The sequence below is a fragment of the Kitasatospora sp. NPDC029367 genome (assembly GCF_055569135.1).
In genome coordinates, this window is sequence record NZ_JBVHYH010000048.1 from 16,321 (window position 1) to 34,826 (window position 18,506).

Genomic DNA, 18,506 nt, shown 5'->3' on the forward strand with positions numbered 1-18,506 from the left:
GCATGCCGAACAGTGATCACTTCGCCGACCTGCCCGACCGACTGCTGCCCACGACCGCCCGCGCCCTGCTGCACCGCACCGCCGTCGCCCAGGCCGAGGGCCGCACCCCCTCGATGGTGGCGGGCGTGGTGCGGGACGGCCGGCTGGTGTGGACCGGCGCCCGCAGCATGATCGAGGGGCACGCACCGGACCTGGACGTCCAGTACCGGATCGGCTCGCTCAGCAAGACCTTCGCCGCGGTGCTGGTGCTGCGGCTGCGCGACGAGGGCCTGCTCGACCTCGCCGACCCGCTCGGCCGCCACCTGCCCGGCACCCCGGCCGACGACCTCACCGTCGCCCAGCTGCTCGCCCACTCCGGCGGGCTCGCCGCCGAGACGCCCGGGCCCTGGTGGGAGCGGACCGAAGGCGCCCTGCGGCCCGGACTCGGGGACCTGCTGGAGGAGTCGAGCCCGCTCAAGCACCCGGCCGGGCGCCGCCACCACTACTCCAACCCCGGCTACGCGCTGCTCGGCGCCCTGGTCGAGCGGCTGCGCGGCGAGCCCTGGGGCGAGGCGCTGCGCCGCGAGGTGCTGGCCCCGCTCGGCATGGACCGCACCACCCTGCTGCCCGAGCACCCGCACGCCGGGGGCTTCGCCGTCCACCCGTGGGCCGACGTCATGCTTCCCGAACCCCCCACCGACACCGGGCTGATGGCCCCGGCCGGTCAACTCTGGTCCACCGGTGCCGACCTGGCCCGCTGGGCGGCCTTCCTCGCGGCCGGCGACGACCAGGTGCTCAAGGCCGACACCCTCGCCGAGATGCGCCGCCCCGAGGTCGGCCCGGAGGACGCCGAGTGGACCTCCGCCTACGGCCTCGGCGTGCAACTGTCCCGCCACGAAGGCCGGGTGCTGTACGGCCACACCGGCTCGATGCCCGGCTTCACGGCCTGCCTGTGGATCAGCGCCGAGGACGGCCTGGCCGCCTTCGCGCTGTCCAACGCCAACGGCAGCGGCACCGGCCGGCTGGCCGCCGAACTGATCGGCATCACGGCCGCCCACGAGCCCCGGCTGCCCGAACCCTGGCGCCCGCTGCCCGAGGTGGACGAGGAGCTGCTCGCCCTCACCGGGCCCTGGTACTGGGGCGCCGCGCCCAACGCCCTGCGGCTGCGCGCCGAGGGCGTCCTGGAACTGACCCCGCTGACCGGCGCGGGCCGGGGCTCCCGCTTCCGGCCGCAGCCGGACGGCACCTGGCTGGGCCTCGACCGCTACTACGCGGGCGAGACCCTGCGGGTGGTCCGGCACCCCGACGGCACGGTCAGCCACCTGGACATCGGCTCCTTCGTCTACACCCGCGAACCGTACGGACCGGCCGACGCCGTCCCGGGCGGCGTCGACCCGGCGGGCTGGCGGGGCTTCTGATCCTCGGGCCGACCCGGGGGCCGACTCTGGGGGCATTCTCCGGGGGCGCGTACGAATCAGGTACGCGCCCCCGTTGTCCACCCCGGCCGAACGACCGCCCGGTGCCCGGCAGATGACCGACAGGCCAAGGCCCGCCACGGGTGGCCCCATTCAACAGGTGCACATCTGCGCTCCTCCGGCCCGCAACGTGAATGCCAACCGGCTTGGAGACACATACGGGGACCGGTCCGCGCCCGATGCACGACCCCTGCGGGCCGGAACGGTGCCCTGGCGATCCACGGCACCGCCGATCGTGCTGCCCTGGAGGGTCCGCCATGACCACCGTCCCCACGTACGCTCCGTCCGCAGTCGCCCCCACCCACGACACCCCGGCGGTCCCCGCGCCCCGCACCCGGCCGGCCCCGGCGCCGACCGCCTACACCGTCTCCCTCGCCCGCGACGAGGACGACGTGCGCGCCGCCCAGCGGCTGCGCCACCAGGTCTTCGCCGCCGAGCTCGGCGCCGTCCTGCACAGCCCCGTCGCCGGACTCGACGTCGACCCCTTCGACGAGTACTGCGACCACCTGCTGGTCCGCGAGGGCCAGGACGGGCCCGTCGTCGGCACGTACCGGCTGCTCCGTCCCGAAGCCGCCCGCCGGGCCGGACGGCTGTACTCCGACGGCGAGTTCGACCTCTCCGCGCTGGCGCCCGTCCGGCCCGGCCTGGTCGAGCTCGGCCGCTCCTGCATCAGCCCCGAGCACCGGGGCAGCGGTGCCGTCATCAACCTGATGTGGGGCGGCATCGCCCGCTACCTCGCCGACACCGGAAACACCTGGGTCGGCGGCTGCTGCTCCATCGACCTGGAGGACGGCGGTGCCACGGCGGCCCGGGTCTGGGACACCGTCAGCGCCAAGCACCTGGCCCCGGCGGAGTACCGGGTCACCCCGCACCGCCGCTGGGACGCCACCGGCGTGCCGCGCGCCGAGCGCGGCGCCCTGCCCGCCCTGCTCCGCGGCTACCTGCGGCTCGGCGCCTGGGTCTGCGGCGAGCCCGCCCACGACCCGGACTTCAACTGCGCGGACCTGTACGTCCTGCTGTCGCTGGAGCGCACCGACCCGCGCTACCTGCGGCACTTCCTGTCCGGAGCGGCCGCCCTGGGCAGCTCGTCATGAGCGTCTGGCTGCCGACCGCGCCCTGCCGGCCGGAGACCTGCCTCAGTGAGCGCGCGCCGGAGGTCTCGCACCCCCGGCGGGTGCTGCGGCTGACCGCCTGCCTGGTGGCGGTGGCGGCCGGCGTGCTGCTCACCCCGCCGGTGCGACTGCTGCCGTACGGCGCCCGGGACCGGCTGATCCGGCTCTGGGCGCGGGTGGTGCTGCGCTCCCTCGGGGTGACCGTACACCTCGGCACGGCCCGGACCCCCGGGGCGAACGGGCGGACCGGGGCGGGCGGGGCTGCTGGGGTGGACGGGCGGACCGGGGCGGTCGGCTTCGTCCGGAGCCGGGACGGCCGGGCGGTCGGCGCCGACGGGGCGCTGGTGGTCGCCAACCACGTCTCCTGGCTGGACATCCCGCTGCTCGCGGCCGGTCGCCCGGGGCGGTCGCTGGCCAAGACCGAGGTCCGACGGTGGCCGGTGCTCGGGCCCCTGGTCGCCTGGGGAGGAACCGTGTTCCTGGACCGCGACCGGCTGCGCACGCTCCCGGACACCGTGGCGGCGGTGGCCGAGGTGCTGCGCTCCGGACACCCGGTGATCGTCTTCCCGGAGGGGTCGACCTGGTGCGGGCGGGAGAGCGGGCGCTTCCGGCCCGCACTGTTCCAGGCCGCGGTGGAGGCGGGCGCCTTCGTCCAGCCGGTGACGATCCGCTACCGGCTCGCGGACGGGCGGCCGACCAGCGCGCCCGCCTTCATCGGCGACGACGGGCTGCTCACCTCGCTCGCCCGGGTGGTCGCGGTGCGCGGGCTGGTCGCCGAGGTCACCTTCCTGCCGCCGATCCCGCCGCCCGGACCGCAGCCCACCCGGGCGGGGGCCCGGCGGGAGCTGGCCCGGGCGGCCCAGGCCGCGGTGGAGGGGATCCGCTGAGCCGGCCGGACCCCGGGCGTCAGAGCTGTCCGGTAGCGCCCGACCGGGGGCACCGGCCGACCGGGGCACCGCTCGACCAGGGCAACGGCCGCCCAGGGGCAACGGCCGACCGGGGCCTACCGGTTCGCCCCGGCCAGTTCCTCCGGCTGCGCTGCGCCCGGGGCGGCCCCGGCGATCGGGCGGGCCCGGCCCAGCAGCACCGCGACCAGCACGGCGGTGACGGCCAGTGCGGCCGATCCGCAGCGCAGCGCGAGGTGGATGCCGTCGACGAAGGCGCCGTCCACGGCCTGCTGGACCGGCGCGGGCAGCGCTCCGGCCGGGCCGCCACCGCCGTGCGCGGCACCGGTGGGCGCGTCCGCGACCGGCCCCACCGCCCCGGCCGGGACACCGAGCCGGTGCAGGGCCGAGGTCAGCTCGTCCGTCATCCGGTTGGTCAGGACGGCGCCGAGCACCGCGATCCCGAGCACGCCGCCGAGTTCCCGCAGGGTGTTGACGGTCGCCGAGGCCATCCCGGTCTGCGCCGGAGCGACCCGTCGGAGCACCGCGATCGAGATCGGGGTGAAGGTCAGGCCCATCCCGAAGCCCAGCATGAACAGCGTCCAGAGGTACTCGACGTAGTGGGCGCGGTCGCCGTACAGCGACAGCCCGCCGAGGCCGACCGCGCAGAGCGCGAGCCCGAGCACCATCGGCAGCCGGGGGCCGTACCGGGCCGCCAGCCGGCCGGACAGCGGGCCCGCCACCACCAGCATGGCGGTCATCGGCAGCCCGCCGTAGGCCGCACCGGAGGGGGACCAGCCGAGCACGCCCTGCATCATCAGCGGCAGGAAGAACAGCGCCCCGAACATCCCGAAGCTGACCATGAAGCCGCTCAGCAGCGCCCCGTTCAGCGCGCCGTCCCGGAACAGCCGCAGCTCCAGCATCGGCTCGGCCAGGCGCAGTTCGAGCAGCAGGAAGGCGACCAGCAGGGCGAGCGCGGCGGCGCCGCAGCCGACCACCAGCGAGTCGGTCCAGCCTCGTGACGGGCCCTCGATCAGGGCGTACACCAGCAGCCCGAGGCCTGCCGCGGAGAGCGCGAAGCCCCCGAAGTCGATCCGCCGGGCCCGTGGCGGGATGCCCGGGAGGACCTTGGCGGCGAGCACCACGCCGACCACGCCGATCGGCACGTTGATCCAGAACACGCTGGCCCAGCCGAGGTGTTCGACCATGGGGCCGCCGATCACCGGGCCGATCGACAGGCCGAGTGCGGACACCCCCGACCAGAGGCCGACGGCCCTGGTGCGCTCGCGCTCGTCGGTGAACACATGGCCCAGCAGGGTGAGGCTGCCCGGGGTGAGCAGCGCGGCCCCCACGCCCTGGACCATCCGGCCGCCGACCAGCACCTCGATCGTCCCGGCGAGCGCGGCCACCGCGGAGCCCGCCGTGAACAGGCCCAGGCCCAGCACGAACATCCGGGTGCGGCCGTAGCGGTCGCCCACTGCACCGCCGGTCAGCACCAGAGCGGCGTAGACCAGGCTGTAGCCCTCGGCGACCCACTGGAGGCCGCTGATCCCGGCGTCCAGGTCCTGCCCGATGCGGGGCAGGGCGACGTTGACGACGACGTTGTCCAACATGGCCATGAACATGGCCACGCAGAGCGTCAGCAGGGCGAGCCGCTTGCGGCGGGCGCTCGCTCCTTCCATGGATTCCCTCCCACGACTGAGCCCCTAACGCCGTTAGGGGCGGCTTCGATGGCCACAGGCTGCCCCTAACGGTGTTAGATTGCAAATGGGATTCCGCAGCCGCACCCGGAGGTGTCCGCACAGCCGTGCCGGAGAACGACAGCGCCACACCGGCGCACCACACCACGCCACCCGCCCTGACCAGGGAGAGCCTCGCCCAGGCGGCGCTCCGCGTGCTGGAGCGGGACGGCCTGGCCGGGCTGTCCATGCGCAAGGTCGCCGCCGAGGTCGGCGTCAAGGCCGCGTCGCTGTACTGGCACGTCCGCAACAAGGAAGAGCTGCTCGACCTGCTCAACGACGCGATCATCGCCTCGGCCGAGCCCCCGCCCCGCGAAGGCGGCTGGCGGGTCCAGATGCGCGGATACTGCTGGAACTACCGTCGGCTGCTGCACGAGAACCGCGACGCCGCCAAGGTCATGGCCGGACGCCTCGCACCGGGACCGCACATGCTCGGCCTGCTGGACGACCAGCTGGACCGCCTGCGCGAGGCCGGATTCTCCGACGCCCACGCCGCCCTGACCACCTACCTGCTGAGCTCCTTCGTCCAGGGCTTCGTCCTCCAGGAGCAGTCGCCGCTGTCGGCCGCCGAGGCCGAGGGCGCCAGCCGGCTGGAGGTCGTCACCGAGGTCCGCGAGCGCTTCCGCGCACTGCCCGTCGAGGACTTCCCCAACCTGGTCGCGCTCGCCGCCGACCTCACCGAGCCGAACCACGACGTCCGCTTCGAGTTCTGCGTCGAGCGCATCCTCGACGGGCTGGCCGCCCTGCTGCCGCCGGACCACCGCTGACCTGCGGCGCCGCAGCGAGGATCCGCTACGCTACCCACCGGGCAAAGGATGGGCAAAGGAGTGGGGTGGGGCATGGCCGGGGAGCAGGCAGCACAGGAGCCGGGGGCGGTGCCAGGAGCGGAGCCGGTCCGGCACCAGCCCGGGGACCCGAGCCCCGTCCCCGGCGGCCAGGTGGGACTGGCCACCGGACTGACCACCGGCCTGGCCCGCCACTCGGCCGGCTGCCTCGGCGAGTTCATCCTCGAAGCCGTCGGCGGCGTGGTGCTCCTCGCGCTCACCACGGCTTCACTGGCGGGCACGTTCCTGCTCGCCCAGACCCTCCACCGGGCCAGCCCGGCCGCCGCCTACGCACTCGCCGCGGCGGGCCTGCTCGGACTCGTCCACGGCATCCGCCACCGGCGCAGGCCGAAGGAACAACGCAGCCGGCTCGGCCGGATCACCGCCGGGATCGTGGGCGCGCTCGGCCTCTGGCTGGTCCTCTGCGTCGGCTACGCCTCCTTCGACAGCGCCTTCGGAGTGAACATCGGCCTCTGAGCACCGGGCTCCGAACACCGTCCTCTGAGTACCGGACCCTGAGCACCCGACTCTGAATATCGGACTCCGCCCCGCCCGACAACGGGTAGGCTCGCCCGGCGCCCCGCCCGAACGTCCACGGAGGAGTTCCCCGATGTCCGAGCCGTACCAGCACGACGAACCCTACGCACAGGGTCTGTTGGACGTCGGCGACGGGCAGCGGATCCACTGGAACACCTCCGGCGCCCCGGACGGGAAGCCCGCCGTGGTGGTGCACGGCGGGCCCGGATCGGGCCACAACCCGGGCAGCCGACGGTACTTCGACCCGCAGCGCTACCGCGTCGTCCAGTACGACCAGCGCGGCTGCGGACGCAGCCTGCCGCACGCCGCCGACCCGTCGACCGGGCTGGAGCACAACACCACCACCCACCTGGTCGCCGACCTGGAGCGGCTGCGCGAGCACCTGGGCATCGACAAGTGGCTGCTGTACGGCGGCTCCTGGGGCTCCACCCTGATCCTGGCGTACGCGCAGGCCCACCCGGAGCGGGTCTCCGCGATCGTGCTCTGCGGGGTGACCACGACCCGCCCGGCCGAGACCGAGTGGCTCTACCAGGGTGTCGGCCGCTTCCTGCCGGGCCCGTGGGCGGAGTTCCGCGACTTCCTGCCCGCCGCCGACCGGGACGGCGACGTGTTCGACCTGCTCTCCGCCTACAGCAGACTGCTCAACAGCCCGGAGGAGAGCACCCGTCGGGCTGCCGCCCAGGCCTGGGCCACCTGGGAGGACGCGGTGATCTCGCACGAGGTGCTGGGCAAGCCGAACGCCTACTCGGACCGCCCTTCCGACGCCCTGATGGCCTTCACCCGGATCACGGCGCACTACTTCTCGCACCGGGCCTTCCTCCCCGACGACCAACTGCTGCGCGACGCCGGCCGACTGGCCGGGATCCCGGGCGAGCTGATCCACGGACGACTCGACCTCGGTGGCCCTCTCGACACCGCCTGGCACCTGGCCGAGGCCTGGCCGGACGCGAAGTTGACGGTGATCGACGAGGCCGGGCACACCGGAAGTCCCAAGATGGCCGAGGCCCTCCGCGCGGCGGTCGACCGCTTCGCCTGATCCACCTCTCCAACCCTCCCCCTACGATACGAACCATGCTCGCCTACGCTCCGGCCGCCCTGTTCTTCCTCCTGTTCGGAATAGGGGTGCTGCGCGACCGACGCCAGTTCAGCAACGCCGTGCTGCTCGGCATCGCCGTCTCGCTCCTCTCGCTCGCCCTGCTCGCCGAACTCCGCAGAGCACCCACACTGGTGGCGGAGCTCGCGGCCGTGGCGATCATCCTGCTGCCCACCGTCGGAACGGTGGCCCTGGTCTGGTTCCTGCTCTCCAACGGCGTGACGATGATCCGCAAGGAGGGCACCCGTCCGGCCAACCTGCTGTCCCTGCTGGCCGGGCTCGGCATCATCGCCGTGATCGCGCTGCTGGCCGCCGCCATCGTCACCCACTCACCGCGGCTGGCCATCCTGGCCGGCACCGCCGTCCTGGTGGTCGGCTACGTCTCCTTCCTCTTCGTCTGCTTCGTCGGTTACGCCTTCCTCTACGGACGCCACCGGCCGCGCCGGGACGTCGACTTCGTGGTCGTCCTCGGTTCCGGGCTGATCGGCGGCGAACGCGTGCCGCCGCTGCTGGCCAGCCGGCTCAACCGGGGCCGCGAGGTGTACGAGGCCCAGGCCGCACGCGGCAACCCGCCGGTGCTGATCACCTCCGGTGGCCAGGGCCCGGACGAGAAGCTGCCGGAGTCCCACGCCATGGCCGACTACCTGGTCGAACGCGGCTTCCCCGCCGAGCACATCGAGCGGGAGGACCGCTCGCGCACCACCGAGGAGAACCTGCTGTTCAGCCGGGCCATCATGGAGCAGGCCAAGCCCGACTACCGCTGCGTCGTGGTGACCAACAACTTCCACGCCTTCCGGGCCGCGTTGACCGCCCGCAGGACCGGCGTCAACGGGCACGTCTTCGGCTCGCCCACCGCCCGGTACTACTGGCCGAGCGCGACCATCCGCGAGTTCGCGGCGATCTTCCTCTCGCACAAGCTGGTCAACTTCGGCATCTGCGGACTCCTTGCGCTCTGCGGGGTGCTGGCCGCGCTCTGAGCGGTAGTTGACCGGTGGGTCCCCTGGCCCGGTGGGCCCCCTGGCCCGGTGGGCCCCCTGGCCCGGGCCTCCGTCGTTGCCATCATCAACCTGCCCTCTTCGAACGCCCGAACGCCCGGCTCAAGGCTTGCTCAGTGCTCCTCCTTCCCCGGCATTCCGGTCGGCCCGCAGCCCCGCGAACAGATCGGTCTCGACCGCACCCGCCCCGCCGGCACCTTCGGCACCGGCCACGAAACTGCGCGCCAGGTGGTAGTCCTCGGTCGGCCAGACCTCGCGTTCGACGTCCCGCGGGTGGGCCATGAAGGCCACCCCGGGCTGGACCTGGGTGGCGTGCGCCAGCATCGCCGCGTCCCGGACGGCGAACTGCTCGCCGCACGCGATCCGGGTGGTGGTCGCGAGGGCGGGCGGGGCATCGGGCCACCCGGCGAGCAGTTCACCCATCGCCGAGGGGATCCCACGCTCCGTCATGGCGTCGTGCATCGTCTGGAACCAGGGCCGGGAGAGGGCCAGGTGGTAGTAGAGCTTCGCCGTCTGCCAGGGTTCGCCGGCCTCCGGGTGGCGCTTCGGGTCGGCGGCGGCCTCGAAGGCCTCCACGGCGACCTTGTGGGTCATCACGTGGTCCGGGTGCGGGTACCCGCCGGTCTCGTCGTAGGTGATCAGGACGTGCGGACGGAACTCCCGGATCAGCTCGACCAGCGGCGCCGCCGCTACCTCCACCGGCTGGGCGGCGAAGCAGCCCTCCGGCAGCGGTTCGTCCGGGCCCGGCATCCCGGAGTCGACGAAGCCGAGGAACTGCTGTCGCACACCGAGGATGTCGCGCGCGGCCGCCATCTCCTCGCGCCGGATCCGGGTGAGGTCGGCGCGGACCTCCGGGCGGTCCAGCTCCGGATTGAGCACCGACCCGCGCTCGCCTCCGGTGCAGGTGGCGACCAGGACGTCCACGCCCTCCGCGGCGTACCGGGCGAGGGTGGCCGCCCCCTTGCTGGACTCGTCGTCGGGGTGGGCGTGCACGGTGAGCAGACGCAGGCCACCGGGGTGCTTGGTGAACACGGATACCTCCAAGGTCGGGGTTCGGAAGGGGAACTGCGGAATGATCTACGGTCAGGCCGCCCTGCGGGCGGTGCCCGGGTAGAGCAGGGCCGGCGCGATCGAGAGTGCCGACAGGGCCAGCACCCACCAGAAGGTCGTGCCGAAGGCCGCAGCGGGGCGATCCGGCCGCGCCGCCTGTGCGTGCTGGAGGACCAACGTCAGCACCGCCGTACCGAGCGCCCCGCCGAGCCGGTTGAGCACGTTCACCGCACCGGCGGCAGCGGGCACCTGGGTCCTGTCGACGCTCCCGTACACCGCCGCCATGCCGGGGATCACGATGACTCCCATGCCCACCCCGCGCAGCACCAGCGAGCCGACGACCAGCCAGTCCGCCGGGCCGGAGCCACGCCCCAGCTGGGTGAAGGCTAGGGTGCCGAGCAGCGAGCAGCCGATGCCGAGCAGGATCAGCGGGCGCGGCGCGACCCGGTCGGCTATTCGGCCGGACAGCAGCGAGGTGACCGCCGTGCCGAGCGCCTGGGGCGCCAGCAGCAGCCCGGCCGCGACGGCCCCGGTGTGCTCCAGCTGCTGGTAGTAGAGCGGCACCAGGAACATCGAGCTGTACAGCACGGCCCCTTGCAGGAAGCTGTTCGCCGTCGCCACCGCGAAGCCCCGCCGGGCGAACAGCCGCAGGTCGATCAGCGGGGCCCGGCCGGCACGGCGCCCGGCCCGCAACGCGTGCCACCCGTAGGCCACCAGCAGCACCGCCCCCGCCGCGACCGTAACCCGGCCGGTCGCGCTGCCCTCACCGCCCTCACCGGCCGCGCCGATCGTGGCGAGCCCGTAGACCAGGGCGGTCAGACCGGGCGACAGCAGCGCCAGGCCCGTCACGTCCAGCCTGGGCGCCGGGAGTTCGGACGGCTCCGCGGCCGGGAGCCACCGGGCCGCCAGCAGCACCGTCACCAGCCCGACCGGCACGTTCAGCAGGAACATCCAGCGCCAGTCCAGGTACTCCAGCACCAGCCCGCCGAGGATCGGCCCCAGGACGGGAGCGAGGCTGATCGGAAGCAGCAGCGTGCCCATCACCCGGCCGAGCCGGGACGGTCCGGCCGCCTGCACCATGATCACCTGCCCCAGCGGCTGGATCATCCCGCCGCCGACGCCCTGCAGCACCCGGAAGGCGATCAGGCTCCCCGTCGACCAGGCCAGGCCGCACAGCGCGGACCCCAGCACGAACAGCACCACCGAGGCCAGCCAGGCCCGGCGGGCCCCGAACCGGCCGGCGGCCCAGCCCGAGAGCGGCATGGTCAGCGATATCGCCAGTAGGTAGCCCGTCACCACCCACTGCACCGCCGCCACCGAGCTGTGCAGCTCACGGGTGACGGCATCGATGCCGACGTTCACGATCGTGGTGTCCAGCAGTGCCAGGACCGGGCCCAGCGCGAGCACCGCCCCCATCCTCATCAGGCCCGGCGGCAACGGCTCCGGCCTCGTCGACCGGGCCTCCCCCGGCCTGCCCTTCCTCGCGACCGAGACGTTCATGCGCCCTCCCCAGGCTCGTTCCACCGACAGCCGCTCCGGCCGCCGAGGAAGAACTTAGGACGAGCCCACTGATTAGGTCAAGCATAATTACTGTGACCGACCCAGCGAACTGCGCTAGGCTCGCGCCATGACCGACACCGGGACCGCACCGAACCTCCGCGAGCTCAACAAGCGCCGCACCCGCGAGGCGATCTCGCACGCCGCGACCAGGCTCTTCATCGAGCGCGGCTTCGACCGCACGACCATCGCCGAGGTCGCGACCGCGGCCGGGGTCGCCAAGATGACCGTCACCAACCACTTCCCGCGCAAGGAGGACCTCTTCTTCGACCTGCACGAGGAACTCGCCGGCCGGCTCGCCCGGACCGTGGCCGAGCGCGCCCCCGGCGAGTCCGCCCTCGCCGCCCTGCGCCGCGACTGCCTGGCCGGACTCGACCGCCACGACCCCCGACTCGGCTTCTCCGGACCGGACTTCGCCCGGACCGTCGCCGAGAGCCCCGCCCTCGGCGCACGACTGCGCGAACTACACGAACTGAGCGAGACCGCACTCGCCGAGGCGCTCGCCGAGGCCGTACACGCGATACCCGTCGATTTCGAGAGCCGGGTCGCCGCCGCCCTGCTCGCCGCCGTCGACCGGTCCGTGCTCGCCGAGGTCTTCCGCCGCACGCTGGCCGGCGACGACCACGCCACCATCGCCGCCGCCGTCCGCCCCTCGGCCGTCCGGGCCTTCGACCGACTGGAGGGCACCCTCGGCTCGTACGCCGTCCGCGAGGAGCCGGAGGGCCGGGCGGACGGGAGCGCTCCGGAGGAACGGGGGTGAGGCGGGAGAGGACGGCCCGGGCCGTGACGGCTCGTCGGATCCGACAGCGGTGAGCACTGGCAACGGGGGTGACGGACGCTCTTATCCTTCCCTTAGATCGTCCACCTAGCGTCTCGCCCATGATGACGCCACGCAGTGCATTCGGAGCCGTTGCCCTCACGGCCGTGACCTTGACGGCCACCGTCGGGGCGGCCGCCCCCGGCAAGGCCGCCGCAGCCCACGGCCCCGGCAAGGTGACGGACAACCTCTACATGTCGCTCGGCGCCTTCGAGGACGCGACCTCCGGCGCGGACCCGAGGGTCAAGGCGATGATCGACCGTGCGGACATCGGCGGCGTCCAGGTGGTGGCCCCCTGGAAGGCCCTGGAGGGAAAGAAGGGAGAGTACAAGTGGTCACGACTGGAGAGCGCGCTGGAGTACCTCCAGGAACGCCACAAGAAGTTGTTCGTCCAGGTTCAGGACCGGTTCTTCGACGTGGCCGTGGGAGACGCCAACCTTCCCCAGTACGTGAAGGACGAGGGCGGGGTCACGCCGACGGTCGACGAGAACCCCGACAACCCGACCACCCACGGGGCGATGGCCGCCCAGTGGAACACGCAGGTCCGAGCGGACTTCCAGGCCATGCTCAAGGCGATGGCGGAGAAGTTCGACGGCAGGCTCGCGGGGGTGAACCTGCCGGAGACCGCGGTCGAAGTGGACACCGAGAAGGACCGGACCGGGTACACCTCGGCGTCCTACATCGATGCCGAGATCGACAACATGCGCTACGGCAGGAAGGTCTTCACCAGGACGCAGTTCATCCAGTACGTCAACTTCCTTCCGGACGACGACGACCACAAGCGCATGAAGGAGATGTTCGACGTCGCCAGGGAGAAGAAGATCGGCATCGGAGGGCCGGACACCCTGCCGGACCGGCCGTACCAGATGGAGAACTCCTACAAGTTCCTCCACCAATACCGGAATTCAATTCCCCTCGTCGCGATGGCCGTCCAGGAACCCGACATCAACGCCAAGGACCCGAAGACCGGTAAGCCGTACACCCGCGAACGGTTCACGGACTTCGCACACGACTACCTCGGTGCCCGCCAGATGTTCTGGACCGTCGAAGCGGACTGGCTGCAGCGACCCAAGGCATGACACCCGCACGAGTGCGGCCACCGGCCGGGCGGCACCCGATATGCTTCCCCGGCCACAATTCGCGACGTGACGATGGGGTGAAGGCGATGCCTCTTGAGGGCGAGTACGAGCCGAGCACGGCACAGTGGGTGCGCGATCAGGTCGAGTTGTACGAGAGTTCGGGCGGCACGCAGGGGACGACGCTCCGGGACACGGGCCTGCCCGTCATCATCCTCACGACGCGCGGCGCGAAGAGCGGCAAGATCCGCAAGACCCCGTTGATGCGCGTGGAGCACGAGGGCCGGTACGCGGCTGTGGCCTCGAAGGGCGGCTCCCCGCACCACCCGGTGTGGTACTTCAACGTCACCTCGGACCCGCACGTGGAGCTCCAGGACGGCCCCGTACGGCAGGACATGACGGCCCGCGAGGTCACGGGGGACGAGAAGGCCGAGTGGTGGGAGCGCGCGGTCGCCGCGTACCCGCCGTACGCCGAGTACCAGGAGAAGACCGACCGCGAGATCCCCGTCTTCGTGCTCGAACCCCTGCGGAGCTAGGTCGCCGGGCGCGTCAAGCGCCAGCACGCGCCATCCGGGACTGGGTCAAGACCGCGCCTTCGCCGGGCCCCGCCTGCCCGGCGGGTGCGTGCGGCCCGACGGGCCCGGCCGGCCCGGCGGGTGCGTCCGCGCCGTCGAGCAGAAGCGCGGCGACCGCCCTCGGGGCCTCGCGCATCGCGTTGTGGCCGGTCGGCAGGTCGTGGACGGTCCAGCCCGGGTCGGCGAGCAGTCGGCTGCGCTGCGCCGCGAAGGGCGTGCGGTCCTCCCACGCCGAGCAGTAGACGAACTCGCGCCGGGGGACGGCGGCGTGGGTGCCCGTCAGGTGGACCGTCTGAAGGAAAGCGGCGAGCGGGTGCGGGCGGCGGCGTGGGTCGCCGTCCGGCCGCCACGGGGGCCGGACGGCGTAGCCGGTGGCGGCGGCACCGGCGACGAACGACTGCCGGTAGCCCTCGTTCATGATGGACCAGCAGGACTCGCCGTCGCGCGGCACGCAGGCGTCCAGGTACACCAGACGGGAGACCCGGCCGCCGGCGCGGTCGGCGGCCGCGGTGATCACCATTCCGCCGTAGCTGTGACCGACCAGCGTCACCTCCTCCGGACAAGCCCGCTCCAACAGGCGGAGCACGTCGGCGGCATGGGTGTCCAGGTTGGCGGCGGCGACCACCGCGGGATCGTCGTGGGGGTGCAGGCCGGTCAGGGTCAGGGCGTGGACGGTGTGACCGGCCCGCTCCAGCAGCGGGACCACTCCCTCGAACGCCCAGGAGCCGTGCCAACCACCGGGTACCAGAACGAATGTCGCCATGGGACTTCTCCTTCTCGGCTCGGCGGTGGCACCGGGGGCCACCGCTCACGACCAGAAGTCTCGTCGGGGCGCGTCACGGCGTGCTACCGGTAGAGTGCCAACCGATGCCCGTTCCCCGCCAAGCCCGCCCGGTAGCCGGCGCCACGTCCCTGACCTGGCCCTCCGGCGGGCGTCACCTGTGGTCCTCCGGCGGCAGCAGCGAGGAACGGGTGCACGCGCGCGGGCACCTGGTGTACGCGGCCAGCGGTGTGCTGGTGCTGCACACCGAGAGCGCGACGTCGATCGTCCCGGCCAACCGGGTCGCCTGGACGCCGGCCGGCTTCGCCCACCGCCACCGCGCCCACGGGGACACGGACATGCGGATCGTCTTCCTGCCGCCGTCCCTGGCCAGGCTGGTTCCGGGGCGTCCGGCGGTGTTCTGCGTCTCCGGCCTGGCACGGGAGGTCCTGCTCGCCCTGACCGGCCCGCGCGACGACGGCCACGGCGGCGCGGGCACCGGGGGCGGGGACGCCGGAGACGGGAGCGCGGGCGCCGGGCGCGGGGGCGGGGGCGGAGCGGTGCCCGGTTACGGACGCGCCGCGCGTCAGCGGCTGCTGCGGGTCCTGGTCGAGGAACTGCGCGAGGCGGACGAAGAACCGCTCCACCTGCCGCACCCGCGCGACGACCGGCTGCGGGCGGTCGAGCAGATCCTGTCCGAGAGGCCCGCCGACGCCACCACCCTGGCCGGGCTCGGCCGACAGGTCGGAGCCAGCGCCCGCACCCTGAGCCGCCTGCTGCGCGACGAACTCAGCATGACCTTCTACGAGTGGCGGACGCAGTTGCGTGTGCACCACGCGCTCGTGCTCCTCGCCGAAGGCCACGACGTCACCCACACGGCCCACGCCTGTGGCTGGGCCAACCCCAGCGGCTTCATCGCCGCGTTCACCGACCTCGTCGGCACGACCCCGGGCCGCTACCGGTCCGGCCACTGACCCGCGCCAGGGCGGGGCAGGGCCGGGACCGAGGCCAGCGGCGGGGCCCGAGGTGTCCGATGCTCCTGAGCTTCTTCGGCACCAGCGCCGCGGCCGAGCCCGCGAGGCGCCCTCGACCAGCCTGCGGATCGCGCGACCCCGGACAAATCGGGACGACGCCCGCAATCACGCCAGCAGCGCCAGTGATTGATGGATAGTCAGCACAAGCATGGCGACGGCCCGTTCCATGCAGAAAGGTTGCACGCAACGGGCCGTCGGGCACGCGCCGTACGGGCGGGCCGCCCCCGCCCCGCGCGTCACGCACTCACACCTGCCACCGCAGGACCGACCGACCCGGAGCCGAAAGTCCGGGCCGTCAACACGCCCTCCGGATAGGCAGGTTGTGCAGCGCTGGTCAGCGCACGGTCACGGTGAACACGGGCGAGGCGGCGTTCCCGCTGATGATGCGCAGCTCGTTCAGGCCCTTGATGCCGAGCTTGACGCCGAGCGAGTAGGCCCCGTTGCGGTTGGTCTGCACGGAGGCGGGCAGGGTGACCCACTTGCCGTGCTGCTTCTGCTGGAGGGTCACCGTACTGCCGGTCTTGAGGCCGGTGGTGGTGCCGGTGACCCGGAACAGCTGCCAGGCATTCACCGAGGTGACCGACGGCTTGGCGGTGATGGAGGCGGACGCAGGAGCGGAGGTGGAGGCGACGACCGCGGTCGCGGCCACGGGGAGGGCCTGCGCGGCCGAACCGGCTGCCATGGCGGTGCCCGCCGCTCCGGCGAGCAGCGCGCTGAGGGTGACGACGGCGGCCAGGCGCATGGAGTTCCGCTTGGAGACGATCACTGGTGCACCCCTTTCAGGGGAGGTGGTCGTTCGACCCGAAGCACCGTCGGTGCGATCGGGTGCTGTCGCCAAGGAAGACGTCCCACCCGGCGCCACCGGTTGTGTGCGGAACGTCACTGTCATGTAACAGTCGCCCTGCCCGCCCGATCGCCCCAACTGGCAGCGCCCGTACGGTCGTTCCACCACCTCCGGGCAGCGCAAAGGCCCGGCCGGCGCCGCCGGACCGGGAGTTGACGCCTGCGTGCCCTTCCACCACCCTTCCACTAATCGAATAGTGAAAGGGTACTTTCCCGATGCCCGTGGCCTTCACCCCGCTCGACTCACCGAGCCCACAGGGCCCACAGGGCCCGCAAAGCCCACACCGCCCAGTCGCCCGATCCGCCCTTCTCGCCCCACTCGACCGAGCGCCCCGCCCGCGCCACCGACGACTCCCTATCCGCCGCCTCCTGCGCACCGTCCCGCTCCCCCGCCGACCCGCCGTCCTGGCCTGGGGTCTGGCCACCGGCTTTGCCGCGCTCTACACCTGCGTCGGCGTCAACCGCCACCGGCGAGGCCTCACCAAGGCCTACGACCTGGGGATATTCGAGCAGGCCGTCCGGGCGTACGCCGACGGCCGGGCGCCGATCGTGCCGCTCAAGGCGCCCGGCTACAACCTCCTGGGTGATCACTTCCACCCGCTGCTCGCGCTCCTCGCCCCCGCCTACCGCGCGTTCCCGAGCCCGCTCACCCTGGTCGTCGCCCAGGCCCTGCTGATGGCACTGGCCGTCGTCCCGCTCACCCGCTGGGCGCACCAGGTGGCCGGGCCGCGGGCGGCCCTGCTGGTCGGCTGCGCGACCGGGGCTTCCTGGGGGATCGTCCGGGCCGCGGCGGACGACTTCCACGAGATCGCGTTCGCCGTCCCGCTGCTCGCGTTCGCCGCCACGGCGCTCGGCCGGCGCCGACCGCTCGCCGCCGCGCTCTGGTCACTGCCGCTGCTGCTGGTGAAGGAGGACCTGGGGTTGACGGTCGCCGCCGTCGGCCTGCTGATCGCCCACCAGGCCCGACAGGACCGACGCACTCTGCTGCCCGGGCTCGCCCTCGCCGTCACCGGTGTCGCCGCGACCGCGCTCACCCTGCTGGTCATCCTGCCCGCGTTCAACCCCAACGGGGGCTTCGACTACTGGCAGCAGTTGGACACCGGCGGCGGGCGGGCCCCGCTCTGGACGCTCCCGCTCCGCCTCGGCTGGCCGCCGATCAAGTGGCTGCTGCTGTTCCTGCTGGCCGCCACCACCGGCTTCCTCGGCCTGCGCTCACCGCTCGTCCTGCTCTGCGCACCCACCCTGGGCTGGCGGCTGCTCTCGACCAACCCGCACTACTGGGGCGTCAGTTACCACTACAGCGCGGTGCTGATGCCGATCGTATTCGCCGCCCTGGTCGACGCCGTCCGCCACACCCGCGACCAGGCCACCGTCACCTCCACCTCCACCTCCGGAGAGACCGCCACGGGCCCGACACCCGCCACCCCCCGCCGGGTCCGGCGCGCCCTCGCCGTGACCGCCCTGGTGACGGTCGTGACGCTGCCGCTCTACCCGCTGCATGAGGTGGTGATGCCCGAGGCCTGGCGCACCTCGCCCCGGCTCACCGAGACCCGGGCGATGCTCCGCCTGATACCCGACGACACCACTGTCGCCGCCTCCAACCGGCTGGCCGCCCAGCTCACCGGCCGGGCGGAGGTCACCCTGGTGTGCCAGGAACCGGTCGGCCCCGGCCCGGACTGGGTGGTCGTCGACCTGCGCGATCCGAGCGTGCAGTCCCCGTGCGCCACCGCCGCCACCGCCCGCATGCTGGCCGCCTACCAGAGCCGGGGCTACCACCGACTGATCGACCAGGACGGCTTGCTGCTCCTCGAACACCCCTGAGCGGCCACACCGGTGGCGAGGGCGAGACGGGCAGGTCAGGACCGGCGGGGCAGGGCAGGTCAGGACTGGCGGGGCGGGTGCGGGCGTCGGCGCGAGCAGGGCCGGTTGCGGCCCAGGTCACCGGCCGTGCGCCCGCACCGGCGAACGACAGTCGGATGACTGATGCCGGGGCGTCGGCGTCCGCAGGGCAGTGAGGGGCCGGGCAGCGCCCCGGCCCCACGGGGGTCGCGCTCCCCTGCCCGGGCCGGTGTTCACCATGCCCGTCGTCGCGCCCCGTCGCACGCCGCCGGCCGCGTCGGCACGGCGAGCGCCGACGTGCCGTTCCGCACGGTGAA

17 protein-coding genes are annotated in these 18,506 nt (G+C 73.2%); 12 read left to right on the forward strand and 5 right to left on the reverse strand.

All coding sequences use genetic code 11. From position 1 onward, the window contains the following. The first annotated feature begins 2 nt into the window (after nucleotides 1-2). The 3 genes from ACZ4W5_RS24240 to ACZ4W5_RS24250 all read left to right on the forward strand — a co-directional run bounded on the left by ACZ4W5_RS24240 (nucleotide 3) and on the right by ACZ4W5_RS24250 (nucleotide 3,453). Nucleotides 3-1,397: a serine hydrolase domain-containing protein gene (locus ACZ4W5_RS24240; protein WP_465656821.1), complete on the forward strand. Its 1,395-nt coding sequence runs from the start codon at nucleotides 3-5 to the stop codon at nucleotides 1,395-1,397. A 314-nt stretch (nucleotides 1,398-1,711) separates the two neighbouring features. Next, nucleotides 1,712-2,548 (forward strand): GNAT family N-acetyltransferase, encoded by an 837-nt coding sequence (locus ACZ4W5_RS24245; protein ID WP_465656823.1) that lies wholly within the window; start codon nucleotides 1,712-1,714, stop codon nucleotides 2,546-2,548. After that, a complete protein-coding gene (locus ACZ4W5_RS24250) occupies nucleotides 2,545-3,453 on the forward strand; it encodes a lysophospholipid acyltransferase family protein (protein ID WP_465656824.1) in 909 nt (302 codons plus the stop codon). Before ACZ4W5_RS24245 ends, ACZ4W5_RS24250 begins: the two co-directional genes overlap by 4 nt. Nucleotides 3,454-3,569: 116 nt before the next feature. Here the strand turns inward: ACZ4W5_RS24250 and ACZ4W5_RS24255 are convergent, their stop codons facing one another. Further along, nucleotides 3,570-5,132, reverse strand: coding sequence for an MFS transporter (locus ACZ4W5_RS24255; RefSeq protein ID WP_465656825.1), 1,563 nt, complete (start codon nucleotides 5,130-5,132; stop codon nucleotides 3,570-3,572). Between the two features lie 125 nt (nucleotides 5,133-5,257). Here ACZ4W5_RS24255 and ACZ4W5_RS24260 point away from each other — a divergent pair, with 125 nt between their 5' ends. The 4 genes from ACZ4W5_RS24260 to ACZ4W5_RS24275 all read left to right on the forward strand — a co-directional run bounded on the left by ACZ4W5_RS24260 (nucleotide 5,258) and on the right by ACZ4W5_RS24275 (nucleotide 8,620). Beyond that, nucleotides 5,258-5,956: a TetR/AcrR family transcriptional regulator gene (locus tag ACZ4W5_RS24260; RefSeq protein ID WP_402476632.1), complete on the forward strand. Its 699-nt coding sequence runs from the start codon at nucleotides 5,258-5,260 to the stop codon at nucleotides 5,954-5,956. A 72-nt stretch (nucleotides 5,957-6,028) separates the two neighbouring features. Further along, nucleotides 6,029-6,490, forward strand: coding sequence for a hypothetical protein (locus ACZ4W5_RS24265; protein ID WP_465656827.1), 462 nt, complete (start codon nucleotides 6,029-6,031; stop codon nucleotides 6,488-6,490). Nucleotides 6,491-6,623: 133 nt separating this feature from the next. Further along, complete coding sequence (gene pip, locus ACZ4W5_RS24270) at nucleotides 6,624-7,586, forward strand: prolyl aminopeptidase (RefSeq protein ID WP_465656828.1); 963 nt, start codon at nucleotides 6,624-6,626, stop codon at nucleotides 7,584-7,586. Nucleotides 7,587-7,621: 35 nt separating this feature from the next. Further along, complete coding sequence (locus tag ACZ4W5_RS24275) at nucleotides 7,622-8,620, forward strand: YdcF family protein (protein WP_360242196.1); 999 nt, start codon at nucleotides 7,622-7,624, stop codon at nucleotides 8,618-8,620. 120 nt (nucleotides 8,621-8,740) lie between these two features. On the opposite strand, the gene mca is transcribed toward ACZ4W5_RS24275, so the two are convergent. Next, entirely contained in the window at nucleotides 8,741-9,670 is a 930-nt protein-coding gene (mca, locus tag ACZ4W5_RS24280) for a mycothiol conjugate amidase Mca (RefSeq protein ID WP_465656830.1), read from the reverse strand. 51 nt (nucleotides 9,671-9,721) lie between these two features. Continuing rightward, a complete protein-coding gene (locus ACZ4W5_RS24285; protein WP_465656831.1) occupies nucleotides 9,722-11,188 on the reverse strand; it encodes an MDR family MFS transporter in 1,467 nt (488 codons plus the stop codon). A gap of 127 nt (nucleotides 11,189-11,315) precedes the next feature. Here ACZ4W5_RS24285 and ACZ4W5_RS24290 point away from each other — a divergent pair, with 127 nt between their 5' ends. The 3 genes from ACZ4W5_RS24290 to ACZ4W5_RS24300 all read left to right on the forward strand — a co-directional run bounded on the left by ACZ4W5_RS24290 (nucleotide 11,316) and on the right by ACZ4W5_RS24300 (nucleotide 13,674). After that, on the forward strand, nucleotides 11,316-12,005 hold the full coding sequence (locus ACZ4W5_RS24290; RefSeq protein ID WP_465656833.1) for a TetR/AcrR family transcriptional regulator: 690 nt from the start codon (nucleotides 11,316-11,318) through the stop codon (nucleotides 12,003-12,005). A 164-nt stretch (nucleotides 12,006-12,169) separates the two neighbouring features. After that, nucleotides 12,170-13,141: a hypothetical protein gene (locus ACZ4W5_RS24295; RefSeq protein WP_465656834.1), complete on the forward strand. Its 972-nt coding sequence runs from the start codon at nucleotides 12,170-12,172 to the stop codon at nucleotides 13,139-13,141. Nucleotides 13,142-13,227: 86 nt separating this feature from the next. Then, nucleotides 13,228-13,674, forward strand: a complete 447-nt coding sequence (locus ACZ4W5_RS24300; RefSeq protein WP_465656836.1) for a nitroreductase family deazaflavin-dependent oxidoreductase — start codon at nucleotides 13,228-13,230, stop codon at nucleotides 13,672-13,674. Nucleotides 13,675-13,687: 13 nt separating this feature from the next. On the opposite strand, the gene ACZ4W5_RS24305 is transcribed toward ACZ4W5_RS24300, so the two are convergent. Continuing rightward, a complete protein-coding gene (locus tag ACZ4W5_RS24305; RefSeq protein ID WP_465656838.1) occupies nucleotides 13,688-14,476 on the reverse strand; it encodes an alpha/beta fold hydrolase in 789 nt (262 codons plus the stop codon). 104 nt (nucleotides 14,477-14,580) lie between these two features. Between ACZ4W5_RS24305 and ACZ4W5_RS24310 the strand changes: the two genes are divergently transcribed. After that, nucleotides 14,581-15,447 carry an AraC family transcriptional regulator gene (locus ACZ4W5_RS24310; RefSeq protein WP_465656839.1) on the forward strand — a complete coding sequence of 289 codons (867 nt, stop codon included), beginning with the start codon at nucleotides 14,581-14,583 and terminating at the stop codon, nucleotides 15,445-15,447. Nucleotides 15,448-15,841: 394 nt separating this feature from the next. On the opposite strand, the gene ACZ4W5_RS24315 is transcribed toward ACZ4W5_RS24310, so the two are convergent. Then, nucleotides 15,842-16,273 carry a hypothetical protein gene (locus ACZ4W5_RS24315; RefSeq protein WP_465656841.1) on the reverse strand — a complete coding sequence of 144 codons (432 nt, stop codon included), beginning with the start codon at nucleotides 16,271-16,273 and terminating at the stop codon, nucleotides 15,842-15,844. 293 nt (nucleotides 16,274-16,566) lie between these two features. Between ACZ4W5_RS24315 and ACZ4W5_RS24320 the strand changes: the two genes are divergently transcribed. Continuing rightward, a complete protein-coding gene (locus tag ACZ4W5_RS24320; RefSeq protein ID WP_465656843.1) occupies nucleotides 16,567-18,171 on the forward strand; it encodes a DUF2079 domain-containing protein in 1,605 nt (534 codons plus the stop codon). Nucleotides 18,172-18,506: the final 335 nt, after the last annotated feature.

Bases quoted from the DNA above. Each gene is read 5' to 3' on its own strand.
- ACZ4W5_RS24300 (WP_465656836.1), top strand. From the start codon at position 13,228: ATGCCTCTTGAGGGCGAGTACGAGCCGAGCACGGCACAGTGGGTGCGC.
- ACZ4W5_RS24275 (WP_360242196.1), top strand. From the start codon at position 7,622: ATGCTCGCCTACGCTCCGGCCGCCCTGTTCTTCCTCCTGTTCGGAATA.
- ACZ4W5_RS24290 (WP_465656833.1), top strand. From the start codon at position 11,316: ATGACCGACACCGGGACCGCACCGAACCTCCGCGAGCTCAACAAGCGC.
- ACZ4W5_RS24245 (WP_465656823.1), top strand. From the start codon at position 1,712: ATGACCACCGTCCCCACGTACGCTCCGTCCGCAGTCGCCCCCACCCAC.
- ACZ4W5_RS24255 (WP_465656825.1), bottom strand. From the start codon at position 5,132: ATGGAAGGAGCGAGCGCCCGCCGCAAGCGGCTCGCCCTGCTGACGCTC.
- ACZ4W5_RS24285 (WP_465656831.1), bottom strand. From the start codon at position 11,188: ATGAACGTCTCGGTCGCGAGGAAGGGCAGGCCGGGGGAGGCCCGGTCG.
- ACZ4W5_RS24320 (WP_465656843.1), top strand. From the start codon at position 16,567: ATGCCCGTGGCCTTCACCCCGCTCGACTCACCGAGCCCACAGGGCCCA.
- ACZ4W5_RS24265 (WP_465656827.1), top strand. From the start codon at position 6,029: ATGGCCGGGGAGCAGGCAGCACAGGAGCCGGGGGCGGTGCCAGGAGCG.
- ACZ4W5_RS24240 (WP_465656821.1), top strand. From the start codon at position 3: ATGCCGAACAGTGATCACTTCGCCGACCTGCCCGACCGACTGCTGCCC.
- pip (WP_465656828.1), top strand. From the start codon at position 6,624: ATGTCCGAGCCGTACCAGCACGACGAACCCTACGCACAGGGTCTGTTG.
- ACZ4W5_RS24310 (WP_465656839.1), top strand. From the start codon at position 14,581: ATGCCCGTTCCCCGCCAAGCCCGCCCGGTAGCCGGCGCCACGTCCCTG.
- ACZ4W5_RS24305 (WP_465656838.1), bottom strand. From the start codon at position 14,476: ATGGCGACATTCGTTCTGGTACCCGGTGGTTGGCACGGCTCCTGGGCG.
- ACZ4W5_RS24250 (WP_465656824.1), top strand. From the start codon at position 2,545: ATGAGCGTCTGGCTGCCGACCGCGCCCTGCCGGCCGGAGACCTGCCTC.